The 14064-nt window shown below is 38.6% G+C and carries 11 protein-coding genes; 3 read left to right on the top strand and 8 right to left on the bottom strand.

The window, feature by feature from the left end; translation table 11 throughout:
• Positions 1–55: 55 nt before the first annotated feature.
• Positions 56–1054, bottom strand: coding sequence for an LCP family protein (locus tag MOJ78_RS18190; RefSeq protein ID WP_304978738.1), 999 nt, complete (start codon positions 1052–1054; stop codon positions 56–58).
• Positions 1055–1619: 565 nt separating this feature from the next.
• Between MOJ78_RS18190 and MOJ78_RS18185 the strand changes: the two genes are divergently transcribed.
• The gene (locus MOJ78_RS18185) at positions 1620–2750 is read left to right on the top strand and encodes a M14 family zinc carboxypeptidase (RefSeq protein WP_304978737.1); all 1131 of its coding nucleotides are present in this window, start codon (positions 1620–1622) and stop codon (positions 2748–2750) included.
• 109 nt (positions 2751–2859) lie between these two features.
• Here MOJ78_RS18185 and wecB read toward each other — a convergent pair whose 3' ends face one another.
• Entirely contained in the window at positions 2860–4020 is a 1161-nt protein-coding gene (wecB, locus tag MOJ78_RS18180) for a non-hydrolyzing UDP-N-acetylglucosamine 2-epimerase (protein WP_304981304.1), read from the bottom strand.
• Between the two features lie 215 nt (positions 4021–4235).
• Here wecB and galU point away from each other — a divergent pair, with 215 nt between their 5' ends.
• Positions 4236–5135: a UTP--glucose-1-phosphate uridylyltransferase GalU gene (gene galU, locus MOJ78_RS18175; RefSeq protein WP_304978736.1), complete on the top strand. Its 900-nt coding sequence runs from the start codon at positions 4236–4238 to the stop codon at positions 5133–5135.
• Between the two features lie 43 nt (positions 5136–5178).
• Here the strand turns inward: galU and tagH are convergent, their stop codons facing one another.
• The 4 genes from tagH to tagD all read right to left on the bottom strand — a co-directional run bounded on the left by tagH (position 5179) and on the right by tagD (position 8540).
• Positions 5179–5982 (bottom strand): teichoic acids export ABC transporter ATP-binding subunit TagH, encoded by an 804-nt coding sequence (gene tagH, locus MOJ78_RS18170; RefSeq protein WP_304978735.1) that lies wholly within the window; start codon positions 5980–5982, stop codon positions 5179–5181.
• A 16-nt stretch (positions 5983–5998) separates the two neighbouring features.
• Positions 5999–6829: an ABC transporter permease gene (locus MOJ78_RS18165; protein WP_304978734.1), complete on the bottom strand. Its 831-nt coding sequence runs from the start codon at positions 6827–6829 to the stop codon at positions 5999–6001.
• A gap of 114 nt (positions 6830–6943) precedes the next feature.
• Positions 6944–8149 carry a CDP-glycerol glycerophosphotransferase family protein gene (locus tag MOJ78_RS18160; protein ID WP_304978733.1) on the bottom strand — a complete coding sequence of 402 codons (1206 nt, stop codon included), beginning with the start codon at positions 8147–8149 and terminating at the stop codon, positions 6944–6946.
• Entirely contained in the window at positions 8142–8540 is a 399-nt protein-coding gene (tagD, locus tag MOJ78_RS18155) for a glycerol-3-phosphate cytidylyltransferase (RefSeq protein ID WP_304978732.1), read from the bottom strand. Before tagD ends, MOJ78_RS18160 begins: the two co-directional genes overlap by 8 nt.
• 264 nt (positions 8541–8804) lie before the next feature.
• Between tagD and MOJ78_RS18150 the strand changes: the two genes are divergently transcribed.
• A complete protein-coding gene (locus MOJ78_RS18150) occupies positions 8805–10913 on the top strand; it encodes a CDP-glycerol glycerophosphotransferase family protein (protein WP_304978731.1) in 2109 nt (702 codons plus the stop codon).
• Between the two features lie 38 nt (positions 10914–10951).
• Here the strand turns inward: MOJ78_RS18150 and MOJ78_RS18145 are convergent, their stop codons facing one another.
• Positions 10952–12469, bottom strand: coding sequence for a glycosyltransferase family 2 protein (locus MOJ78_RS18145; protein WP_304978730.1), 1518 nt, complete (start codon positions 12467–12469; stop codon positions 10952–10954).
• A gap of 357 nt (positions 12470–12826) precedes the next feature.
• A complete protein-coding gene (locus tag MOJ78_RS18140) occupies positions 12827–13555 on the bottom strand; it encodes a WecB/TagA/CpsF family glycosyltransferase (protein WP_304978729.1) in 729 nt (242 codons plus the stop codon).
• Between the last annotated feature and the right edge of the window lie 509 nt (positions 13556–14064).

Below are 14064 nucleotides of genomic sequence, written 5' to 3'. Positions count from 1 at the left end.
AATCATCCCCATACAAAGAGAGCCACCCCGAGCGGGTAGCTCTCTTTCATCGTTTCTAATTATTTTGTTCTGCAGCTTCATTGGCACCTGCATTGCTCGTGTATTGCGAAGTCTTTGCACCTAAAAACTCTTGCAATGCCTGGCTGTTTTCCTCAAAATCAAGCTGGAGGATCGCCCCTGCTCTTGGAACAGAGGTTTCTGAAAATCCATTTTTGACAGGGATTTTCATCGTTTCGATGTCACCTTTATTCAACATGATGTCCTTCGCAATGCCGATTGCAGTCCATGTCTTCATGTTTGTATCAATATACGGTTGGACCGTTCCAATTACCTTCGGAAGCTTAGAAACTCCGTAAAGGCTTGTAAATTCGTCCTTAACCTTCGAGATAACCTTTTGCTGGCGTTCTACCCTTGTAAAATCACCACGTAAATCGTGACGGAACCTTGCATACCCAAGCAATTCCTTGCCATTCAGCCTCTGTAGGCCTGGTTCAAGAGAGACCCCGATATTGTAGGACATGTGCTTTTCGACATCGATCTCAATCCCATTCGGAGCGATCGTATCGACAATTTGCTCAAATCCTTTAAAGTCGACAATTGCATAATAGTGCACGTCTACGCCGAAGTTTTGTTTGATCGTCTTCCGTAAAAGCTCAGGGCCGCCATGGAAGAAGGCAGCATTGATCTTGTTCATCCCGTAGCCTGGAATTTCTACGTAAGAATCACGCATGATCGAAACGAGTTTAGCTTTTTCTGTATCCGTGTCATACTGGGCAATCATGATCGTATCCGTACGGGAGTGTTCCTCACCTTCCCGGGCATCGACACCTAACATCAAAACATTGTATTTCCCCTCAACCTTTTGTTCAGGAGCATTGAATTCATAGTCCGTTTCCAATGCTTTTGAGGGCTTTGCCTGATTCAGACCTGAATAGTATTGCCAACCAACATATCCTACTAGTGAAAAAAATAAGACCGATATAATCATAAGAGTACGTTTAAGTACTTTTCGTTTTCCGCTTTTTTGCTTTCTGCGGTCGATTCGTGAAGCCATTTAAACACCACCATTACTTTATAGGTAGAAGTATTCGAAAACGGATGCTTGAAAAAGACGGTATAAAGTCATAACATCCACTTTTGCAGTTAACTCAAAGGTAATACTGACAATGAATTATACCACAAACGGTCGATCTCGGCATTAATCGAAAGTATTTTCCAGTTTGAACACGGCTCGTTGGACACATCCCAAAAAATAGTACACTCTTAATGACGATTTACTTGAAGGAAAGGTTTCCAATCGACCTTGCGATTAAATTGAAATACGTGAGGATACAGGCATGAAACCCCATATACGGAGCTAGATACTGATAAAAATAATTGACCCAGCCTTTCCACACTTTTTTAGAAATGTGTTAAGACACGAACTTTTATCCGTATAAATTCCTGCTACCAACTACCTGATTAATAAAGACCGCATGTTTTTTCTTGTCGAAATCATAGCCAATCCCTCCTGTTTATGTCTTTTTCAAAGGAATCATGCCACCAAAATGAGAATGGTGTATATATATTTCGATTCTCGAAGTAAAATCATTAAGGAAAATACGACAGGAGGTTTTATGATGAAACAAATTGTACGAGGAATCGTATTGCTTGCGATTATGTGCATGATGTTCAGCAGTGTGGCTTTTGCAGAAGGGAACACGAAGCCTGGCGGACCATCCACAAACGGCAATGATACGATCAGCAGTATTATGACCTATGAGGAAATGGTCGAACAGCTATATGCTTTGGAAAAACGAAGCAAAGCCGAATTCGAAGTCACAACCCTTGATGACTACGGTAAATCCGAACAAGGGAACAGCATTTATGTTGCAAAAGTAGGTCATGGTGATACGAAGGTTTGGGTTCAAGCTCAAATACATGGTGATGAGAAGCTGACAACAGAGGCAGTCATGCAGCTTTTAAAAACGTTAGCATCATCCGGTGGACCAGATGTACAAACACTGCTTGATGAGCTGACACTTTATGTGATTCCGATGTACAATCCAGACGGAAGCATCATGAATACTCGGGGCACTCTGCTCATGGACGAAAATGGCGAACCAGTCAGTGACGACGCTTATATCGACTTGAACCGAGGCTGGACACTTGATGGTTTCAAAGCGAATGAATCAAAGGTCGTTTATGCGTACTGGGCGGACGTCAAGCCGGACTTTGCAGTTGACCTGCACCATCAAGGTTTTAAAACGGTTTACGGAACGAACGAGGCTACTAGTTTTTCCTTGGGAATCTCACTTGCACCAGATGGACCGACACTTCCTAGCTTGGAAAACGGCTACTACAACAAGGTGACGAAGCAAATGCAGGGGTATGTCTATGATTCGTTGACAAAGTACGGATACACGCGCATCGATCAATACCAGGTCGGTGGAGGAAAGTATTATATCGACATTAGAGGCGGAGTTGTCTCAGCGATGATGATGGGGCTGAACTACAATAATCTGAACCCAGATGGGCACAGCAACCCAGCAATCTTCTTTGAGACGAAAGGGAATACGAGAGAAGGCAGCCTCGGACAGAAGTCGAACGGTTACTTGACGAAACAGAACTATCTTGCGTTAAAAGCACTGCTGACAGGAATTGCAACAGAAGAAGTTCACGAAGTTGATCCAGACCACTGGTACGACATCCCAGCCTACCCAGCAGAAGGCTATTTCACGGACTATGCGGGGATCCTACCGATAAACTAGCAGGGGATGGTACAGGTTCTATTTCGAGAACACATAGTATGATTCAAACAAAAAAACGCAGGCGATTTCACAAATGAAATCACTTGCGTTTTTTCTTTCGAATAGAAAGCTATAAATCCATTATTAAGTTTTTATCTGAGAACTCAATCGGTAATTCTGATGTAAAATCAAAATAATGGGTTATGACACTTACTATTCGCTTTGAAGCATTTCCATCACCAAATGGATTCTTATCATAATTAATTGTTTTATTAAATGTATTTGGCCCCGTCAAAACCCCTTTCGTTAGATTGTAAATCTTTTTTTGATCAGTTCCGGCAAGATATCCAACACCGTCGGCGATCGCTTCCGGTCGCTCGGTTGAATCTCTTGTTATAATAAGGGGTTTTTGAAAAAGGACAGCTTCTTCCTGAAGCCCGCCGGAATCAGTTATGATTAAATCTGATCGAGCTAGTAAATTTATCATGTCGGGGTATGCGAGTGGGTCAAGAAGAATAATACGGCAATGTCCTGCTAGGATTTCATCGATATATTCACGAACCCTTGGATTCAGATGGACTGGAAAAACGATGGTGACATTTGGATGGTTCTCCACAATCTTACGTATCGATAAAAATATGTTTTTTATCGGGCTCCCATAATTCTCTCTCCGATGAAACGTTACGGTTATCATTTTCTTTCTTTTAAAATCAAATCGATTAAAAAAAGGATCTTCGAATGTATGATCCTGTTGGTAGGTTAAAATTGCAGCATCTATTGCGGTTTGCCCGGTTACAAAAATCTGTTCAGGTTGATATCCTTCTGCAAGTAAGTTTTCCCGGTTATTCATGGTAGGTGTAAATAATAGATCCGTTACAACATCAACCATTTTCCGGTTTATTTCTTCAGGCCAAGGCGAGTACTTTTTGTATGAACGAAGGCCGGCTTCAACATGACCAATCGGAACTCTATGTAAGAAAGCAACGAATGCCCCACATAAAGTTGTTTGTGTGTCTCCGTGTACCAAAACCAAATCTGGCTTTTTTTCATTCAGAACATTATCCAATTCATTGATCGCAAGGGAAGTAAAGGAAGATAGCGTCTGATTTTCGGCCATTAAATTCAAATCAATGTCCGGTTGAATGTCGAAATGATTCAATACTTGAAAAAGTTGTTCCTTGTGTTGGCCCGTCACCACGACGTTTACATCAAACCATTCCGGATATTTTCGTATCTCTTTTATCACTGGAGACATTTTAATGGCTTCAGGCCGGGTGCCGAAAATGCACATAATTGTTTTAGGTGTTATATGGAACACCTCCTTGTGAGTTCTCTTTTTTGTCATTCGGTTGCAATGGTTTTTGGATAAAGTGTTCATAGGTCGATAAGATTCTGTGAAGGTTTGGCAGGTGTTTTAAACCGTATGCACCATACTGATAAAATAATACATGATTAACTCTTTATTTAAATACAATTATAAAGACTGGGATTTAAAGTCATAATCTTTTGATCTATGGGGGTGACGTCATTTTTAAAATTCGTAAAGCGATCATACCGGCTGCAGGCCTAGGCACTCGATTTTTACCTGCTACAAAAGCTCAGCCGAAGGAAATGCTGCCGATCGTCGATAAGCCGGCGATCCAATATATCGTAGAAGAAGCTGTAGCATCCGGTATTGAGGACATCATCATTATAAGCGGACGCAGTAAACGGTCAATTGAGGATCACTTTGATAAATCCTATGAATTGGAAGAAACGTTGGCAAAGCGAAATAAAATTGAATTATTGGAAGAGCTGCGGCGAATCTCCGAAATGGCCAACATTCATTATATTCGTCAACAAGAGCCAAAAGGATTAGGGCACGCAATTTATTGTGCGAGTAAATTTATAGGGGATGAACCTTTCGCTGTTTTGCTTGGAGATGACATTGTAGACTCCACAGAACCATGCTTGAAACAATTGATTAACATATATGAACGGTATAACTCCTCTGTGGTCGGAGTTCAGCAAGTACAAGATGAAGAGGTATCAAAGTACGGAATTATAAAGCCTAAAAGCGACGCTATTGAACCGAATGTAATCCCAGTTGAAACACTGGTAGAAAAACCACAGATTCATCGAGCACCATCCAATTACGCCATTAAGGGAAGATATATTTTACAGCCTGACATCTTTACTATTCTGGAAAAGCTGCCTCCTGGTAACAGTGGAGAAATACAATTAACTGATGGACTCATTCAGCTCAATCAGGCACAACCAATTTTAGCCTATGAATTTCAAGGACAACGCTATGATGTTGGTGATAAAGTCGGGTTTATTAAGGCAACGGTAGATTTTGCCCTGAAAAGAGAAGATTTACGATCTGAAGTAAAAACGTATTTAGAAGGACTTTTCGAAACTAAATGAAAAGCTGCCTCGTGTATTATCTTAGGATTTTTGATTGTCTTCATCACTTTATCGCAGCTAAGCCGCTTTGCTTCTTCATGACTTCTTCGCGGAATTTTTTCTGTTCTTCCATTGTCATCGTCTTGTGTTGCTTTAAGAATTTTTCATATTCCGGGATGATTTCTTCAACAGGACCAAAGCTTTTCATTTCACCATAATCGAGCCAAATCGCTTTTTCACAAAACTCCTTGATCTGTCCCATCGAGTGGCTGACAAAGAAAATCGTTTTGCCCTTTTCTTTAAACTCAAACATTTTGTTTTTAGATTTCTGGGCAAATACTTGATCACCTACGGAAAGTGCTTCATCGATAATTAGAACATCAGGGTTAACCGTCACGGAGATCGCATAACCAAGTCGGGATTTCATACCACTTGAGAACTTTTTAACTGGTTGATCGATAAACTTTCCAATATCAGCAAACTCAATGATATCAGCTTCCATCTCTTGTATTTCTTTCTTGCTGAAACCAAGCATCAAGCACTTCAATTCAATATTTTCCCTGCCGGTCAAATGCTTATTAAGTCCTGATGAGATGGCAATGATCGAAGTCTGTCCAATTGTCTTCACCGTACCAGAAGTAGGTGGGATGACGCCGCCAATGATATTGGAAAGTGTTGATTTTCCAGAACCATTCATGCCGATGAGTCCGATTACATCCCCTCGGTTTGCGGTAAACGAAATATCTTGAAGTGCATAAAAGTCTTCTCCATAGCCTCCAGGCAAAAGAACATCCAACAGCTTTTCTTTCGGTGATGTGTGCATTTTATATTTTTTAAAAACATTTTGAACGACAACCGATTCACTCATTACGTTTCACATCCAATTATAAGAAATCAACAAATCGATTTCTGAATTTCAAATGTAAAGCAGAACCCAATAGAAGGGTAAAAAGAATTACGATCCAAAAATAAAGTGTGTATTCAGGGTATTTAACAATATACCATGTCGTTCCCAGTAATGAAGCCCTGTATCCCTCAACAAGGTAATATAGTGGATTCAGCTTTAACAGAAATGTTAAATCTACTCCGTTAAGCATTAATTGATCTGTATGCCACAGAAGCGGAGTTAAATATAACAACATTCTTAACACAGACTGAACGATTTGCTGTACATCACGGATAATTGTAGTAAGAGTTGATGTTACCAGTGCAACAGCTAACAAGAAGAGTAACGTTGCCAGCATGAAGTATGGCAGCTGGATGAAATAGACGGATAGCCTATAGTCGGTAAATTGTAAAAAAACCGTTACAACCGTAACCAGCATTACATGGGTATAGAAATTAGCCATAATGACAAATGATGGTATTGCACTCATCGGAAAGCTTATTTTAGCAATCAATTGAAGTCTGGAATAGATTGATTTGGAGGACTTTGATATAGCTGGATTCACAAAAAACCAAACAATCATCCCGGTTACCAACCAAATGAAAAAAGGAACTTGGACACCATTCTCCATTGTAATCTCCTGGCCTCCACGGACACCAATCCCGAACACAAGCCAGTAAATACCAAGTTGAATCATCGGGTTTAAGATTTCCCAAAGCCTGCCCAAATAATTGTTGGTGTTTGCACTTTTCATTTCAAAGGCAGAGAGTCTCAGAATCAGATAGAAGGAACGAATTTGCTCCCTGACAATCGTAATGAGTGACTTCATATTAAAAGAGTGTCCTTCCTTTAAACAATTGATAACCCTGATCCTTATACATTATTGCCAAAAATAAACAATATAAAAAGAATGCTTCGAGCATTTGTGCCTCTCGAAGCGGAGTTAACGGAAGTAGCTTATTCTTTCTTTCATGCTTTTTTCGGGAAACATATATTGAACTAATTGATAGCTTGAGCGTCCTTTAGAATACTTGTTCCATGTTTCGGAATAACTTTTAATAGCATCAAGATCAAAATCATTGCTATGTATTAATTCAATGATTGAATCAGTATCTCTCACAATTGGACCAGGCAGATTCTTTTCAAATTCCTCTATAACGCCTCGGGATCGTTTATATTCCTCAAAATCATAAGTGAAGAAGATCATCGGTTTTTGCAAAATCGAAAATTCGACTACAATTGATGAATAATCCGTTATCAAATAATCAGCAGCAACAAGCAGTTCATTAAGATCATATTGGCCAGAAAAAACATCAACAATGAAATCCGAATATTGTTCAGTAAGTATAGTCGTATTCTGAATGGCAGGGTGTAAGCGAAGAAACAGAACATAATCATCACCCAGCTTTTCAGCCATTTTTCCAATATCAAGCTTAAGCTCAAAATGATCCAATTCATGGTCACGGTATGTAGGAGCATACAAGATCACTTTTTTATTTCTCTTTTCAGGATGTTGAAGAGCGAATTTCCGCCGTGCATTTTGTACTGCTTTTTCATTAAAAAAGAAATCTGTCCTCGGAATGCCTGTCGTTAAAATTTGCTCTTTTTTCAGGTTGAATGATTTGATGAAAATAGCAGCCATCACATCCGAGCCGACCACAACCTTACCAAAATTGCTGTAAACCTGTAAAAACCGCTTTTTGGCTTTTGGACTTCTATATTTTATCGATCCATCTTCCAGTCCAAACTTCTTCAATGTTCCCGAGGCATGCCATAATTGAATGCATTGGACTCCTTTTTTGAAGTGGACAGCGGCTAGAAAACCATAGTAATTATCCACCATGATATAGAGGGACGTTGCTAAATGATAAATTGATTTTAACCAGGACCAGTGAAAAATGTTAGATGTTTGAAAGGGAAACAGATCAATGCCCTTATAGTCCTTGAAAAGGCTCATACTGTTTTTCTTACACAGCACTACGACTGGAATCTGAATGTTTTGTCGCTGCATTTCATCAAGAACGTATTTACTGTTATCACCTAAGCTAACAACAAATGTCGTCTTTTCCCTGAGTGGCAAAAGGCTAAAAAGAAAAAACACACACTTGAAGAGAAGAAGAAAAAGAAAAATGGCTAGCTCCCTAACCATTTTCTGCTACCTTCAAATCATTTTTGATTTTTGAAGTTGAGATACCAATTGTCCTTGGCAGGTAAATTACTTCACAGTATTTCGTGAGAAAATCGAAACGCCCTCCCCAATCATCCCCCATGACAAAAATATCAATATCATGTTTGATAACATCATCAATTTTCTGGTTCCAGCTGTTTTCAGGAATGACCTGGTCAACAAAGCTGATTGATTCTAAAATCATTTTTCTATCTTCAAAGCTATGATAGGCTTGTTTATTTTTCCCTTTATTGAATTCGTCAGTGGAAAGGCCGACGATTAGGTGATCCCCTAATTCTTTTGCACGTTTCAGTAAATTGATATGCCCGAAATGGAGTAGATCATAGGTTCCGTATGTCAATATCCTTTTCATACGCAAGACCTCCTTTTCATGGGAATAGGATACGTTTTTCTTTAGTAATTATAGGGTTAAATTCTATTTTTTATTCTAGAAATGTCGATATTCCACTTTAGAAACATATTACAATGATTAATCTGCCCGATCCAAAATGATGAGAGGGTTTTTAATACTCCCACAAAACATTCGAATCCGATAAAAGTGCGGTCAAGCGTATACATTTGTACAGTCGGTAAATACTGAAAATGGAAGAAATTTTTTATATTAGGGGAAACCATTTTGAAGAGAACAAAACATTTGTGCGAAAAATGCCATTTGGATTGTATATACTATCAGAATAATTGCTTATACATTCAGGTTGGCATTCCTCAATTGCCCTCAATTGATCAGAATGACTTGGCTTTGCTTTTTGTTGAACGATACACAACAAAAAAGAAAGAGTATTTGCTATCTAATAAAAGCGGAAACACATATGAAGCATGTTTAACGGTAATGGATTTGCATCAACTATTGATTGAGGGAAAAGACTGGGATGTTTATGTGACCTTTGCAATCAATGACTCCCGTGAAAGAATCCGATTAAGCAGCAATTTTATGGATTTAGAGTTGTTGTTCTTTGTCAATGACGGTAAAATGTTGACACCGTTTACAACAAATTATGGAAATGTTTCGTTTAAATCAGATTTACTCGGTTTTATTACGAAGGTAGAACACATTGATTTTACGAATAAAGAGAATCTTGGGATAAAAGGGTATGTGGTTAACCCTTCGTGGCTGGCGCTGCCTGCCAATCTAAAACAAACATTGGTGCTTTCTACAAATGATCACGAATATACATTCAAAATGCCTTTGAAAATCGGCGCCCGAGAAAATGAATTGAAAACATATAGACACGAGGATGACAATTTTCACCCAATAGGCTTTGAGGCTCTGATACCTCTAAAAGCTATACTTACGAGTAAAAGCGAAGCGATCACGTTAAAAGCTTGGATTCAAATCACTTATTCCGAGGGCAATAGGAACGTGACAGCCGAAACATATCCGATCAAGCTTAAATCTCCTGCATTCAAAAACAAATCAATAGTCAAGAAAGTCAATGGTAAAAAGAAACGTATCTCGATAAACAGAACGCTTAAGGCGAGACACTTGAAAATTATAGTGGATCAATATGATTTTAAGAATGATATAAAAGTAAAAGTTAAGGAAAAGCTCCTCTTTATTAAAAGGCACTCTCTTGTAAGAGAACTTTACAAAAAGGCCTTTTCTTGGATCGGGACCTTGCCTGCAAATAAAAAACTCATTGTTTTTGAAAGTTTTCATGGAAAGCAGTTTAGTGATAATCCACGTGCAATATATGAGTATTTACAGGAAAAACATTATCCGTATAAATTATATTGGAGTGTCGATAAGAAATATCTACATAACTTTCAGGGTAAGAATCTAAAGATCATCCGTAAATTTTCCGTCAAGTGGCTTTTGATCATGCCTCGTGCACGTTATTGGGTAACGAACAGCAGAATGCCTTTATGGCTGCCCAAACCAAAACATACCATCTATTTTCAGACATGGCATGGAACTCCATTAAAACGGCTGGCAGCGGATATGGATGAAGTTCATATACCTGGGACAACTGCTGAAAAATATAAAACAAATTTCATTAAAGAAGCAAAAAATTGGGATTATTTAATTTCCCCTAATGCTTATTCAACTGAAATCTTCCGAAGGGCCTTTCAATTTGATAAAAAAGTGTTAGAAACCGGATATCCACGGAATGATTTCATATGCCAGCACAATAATGAGGAAACCATCGGCAGGTTGCGGACAGATTATGGTATCCCGATGAATAAAAGGGTGATCTTATATGCTCCTACTTGGCGAGACAATCAATTTTACTCTAAAGGCAAATATCGCTTTGATATAACGTTGGATCTTGATTTGATGAAGGAGAAATTAGGCGAGGATTTCGTCATGCTTTTTCGTCTTCACTATTTGGTTTCAGAAAATCTCGATTTATCGCCTTACGAAGGCTTTGCCTACGATTTCTCCGATCATGAAGACATCCGTGAATTATATTTGATGGCAGATATCTTGATAACAGACTATTCATCGGTCTTTTTTGATTATGGCAACTTAAAGCGGCCAATGATTTTTTATGTAGACGACATCGAGCAGTACCGGCATAACCTTCGCGGGTTTTATTTTGACTTTGAACAGGAAGCACCCGGCCCGTTGGTAAAGACGACGGAAGAAGTCATTCGAACAGTTAAACAGATGGAAGAGGATGGATTTCCACTATCTCCACGATTTGATTCATTTTATGAAAGGTTTTGTTATTTAGAGTATGGAGATTCGGCGAGTAAAGTTGTAAAGGAGATTTTCCGCAACTAAAAAGGCGAACCGGCATATTGGCCAGTTCGTCTTTTTTGTTATTTTACTTTTAGTCCGACATTCGAGTGGATGGTAGTATAAAAGATGTAATCCCGATTTTGATATTCAATTTGGTTTTCATTGATTTTTCTAATATTGATTTTGTTGTAGTCATTGTATCGCAGAAACATTGCATAGCTCGACGATGGCAGTTGATTCAATATCTCAAGGTCTACTTCCAGCTTTCCATGCCCGCCCCTATCTACCTGAACAGGAATCGAATACTCCAGATTCACATCTTCCCGGTCCCTGATAATGACATCGGTTATTTGATCGACATAGTCACCGTACACCATGAATTCAAGATAATATTTATGATCGTAAAACCGGTCCTCTTTAAAAATCGCCAGCATCGGCACCCGGATGTTTCGGTATTTCTCTTCTAGGAACGGGGCTACATAGTAAGGGAGGTTGTCTTTAATCAAGACATTTTTTACCTTCTCTTTTTTTTCCCACTCAAAGAGCTTCTCCAGCTGCTTTGTCTTCCCTTCCTTAAAGAGCTCGTAAGCTACTTTATTCAGCGGGTTAAAAAAGTTCTCTGAGAATTCGTAGCGTAAACCATTCGTTGTTTTCAGTATCTCGTTGAATTTATTGTAATAAAGCTTTTTCAGCTTCGTTTTTTGAAAATGGCCAGTATTGAACAATCTTGTAATCGAATCAAACTCGTATAAGCGATTCAAGATCATTTTTTCTTTCTCTGGTTCCAAATTTTTATTGATGATATAATGGATCACTTTTATATTGCTATCTGTTTTTTGCATAATATTCGTTTGTTTTGTTAAAGAACCATTATTATCGTCGAGTCTGTTCAAATTATAAATCGGTGCTTTTGTTGTTGAAATCTTATCGCAATTGATCAAAACGTCCATGAAAAACTGTTTATCCTCTGCAAATTTCATTTCTGGAAACACAATTTGATTATCCTTAATGATGTTGGCTCGTACCATCCTCGCTCGTGGCCCTAAATGTTGAAAGATATGGGGAATCGAGTAGGGTGAAACATTTCTGCGTTCTTTACATGATTCATGCTCCCCTACAATTTTGGAACCGTTTGATTTTAGTTGGATCGTTCTCCCGACGGCGTAATCATCTCCTGTTTCCTCTAAAATGTCATACAAGGTTTTTAAGCCATTTTCTTCAAGCCAATCATCCGCATCTAGGAAGGTTATGTATTTGGAGGTAGATAGTTGAATACCGAGGTTACGTGGCTGGCCAGGTGTTCCCGTATTGCATTTTAAAAAGACGGGAATGATGTTCTCGTACTTGGAAGAGTATTCTAACAAAATATCTCTTGATGAATCAGTCGAACAGTCATCAACTAAGAGGTACTCAACGTTTTTAAATCCTATTGTTTGGTTGATTACAGAGTCTATCGTTTTCCTTAAATACTTTTCAGCATTATAAACCGGTGTCACCACGGATACTTTCATTTTATTTGCTTTATTGCTCAGTTTGCCATCAACTACGTAATATCCGTCAGCGTTATAGTCAAAAGGTCGATTTTTATTAAACTTCATTGTTTTAAAAATCCATGATACGTCAACCATAAATATTTCCCAACCTTTTACTTGAATTTTTGTTAATCAAAACTGTTAGCACATCCTACTGCCTAAAGTTACCTAATTACAGAAAGTGTTTAAACAATGGTATGTATATTTATTTTATCGACAAAAATATGGAAATTTATTCAAATAAGACAGACTTTGGGTGGTGCGATAAAGAGGAACCAAGATATCAATGTGTAGCAATATTTTTGAGGGATGGAAACAGGGATGTCGGTATTCAACGAACAGTTGACTGAGCCTGTTATGCAGATTTCCTGGCCATCAAATTCCAACCGTTGAAGAGATGGACTCAATGCTCATATGAACTATTTACTTCGTCGACTTCGCCTCTACAGTAGTACTGCTATGCAGCACTCTTTCCATGAGCACTAGAAACACAAAAACAGGCAAGACCATTTGCCTTTTAATCCTCCTAGGGTCACAGAGCAAGCGGTAAAACCATTCTAATCCTAACCTTCGAAATAGAGCAGGTGCCCTGCAGATACGGCCGGATAGAATATCGAAACTGCCTCCGATACCGATCATGACGCTTGCGCTTAGTTCATTTCTATACCTATGGATAAATTCCTCTTGTTTCGGGCTGCCAATGCCGACGAGTAGAAGGTCGGGTTTCTCACGCGAAATACGTTCTACGATTAACCTTTCCTCGTCTGACTCCTTTTTGAAGAATCCGTGATGTATACCCATGACCTGAACGTGCCGATACTGTTTCGCTAAATTCTCACCCGCATTTTCGACAACATTCTGTGTGCTTCCGAGCAAAAACAGCTTTGTAGACTGGCCTGTACTCTCTCTGTACTGTAGCAGGGCATGCAGCATATCATATCCCGCTACCCTCTCTTTCAATGAATGACCTAATATTTTAGACGCATAAACAATCCCGATACCATCCGGTGTAATCATATCCGAAGAAGAGATCACTTCGTAAAAACTGGAATCATTCTTAGCTTGCATAACGATTTCCGGGTTTGCCGTCACAATGAAAGTGGGGAGGGATTTTTGAATTCTCTCATTTATCCAACTCACTGTTTGATTCATATTATTCTCCGAAAACGGAACAGATAAAATTTTAGGCACTGAAAACCCATCCTTTGAATTACATTTATGGCGTATAGTATTGTCCAAACATCAACAAAATATGTTTTCAAAGATTGACCTTCAATGTTCGAGGTTTGCATAACTACTGTAAAGAAAAAGTGGTCTAGAATTTTAAATAATCCATTGTTTTTAAGGTCCTTTTTACTATGCGTGGCCGAATTATCGAGTTCCGTGGCCGAATTAATGTTTAAGGATGAAGAAAAGGTATTGATGTCTCTCTAGAAAGTACTTAGACTTATGGATATTTTCAACTTTCTCACTTAAATTGCATTTTAAATCGTTATTTATATAGAGTAATGTTTTAAAATCTTTGAATTATACATGCAAAAGTTCAAAAATACGTTCGGATCAAAAAACTTGGGTGAAAAATCACTTTTTTATATCCCTACAATGCTTTGAAAATTTTTCAAGGTGATAAAACGCATACATTTTAGTAAGATGGAGGTAGG

Source organism: Alkalihalobacillus sp. AL-G (assembly GCF_030643805.1).
Lineage (GTDB): Bacteria > Bacillota > Bacilli > Bacillales > Fictibacillaceae > Pseudalkalibacillus.
This window is presented reverse-complemented; position numbering and strand designations above follow the sequence as displayed.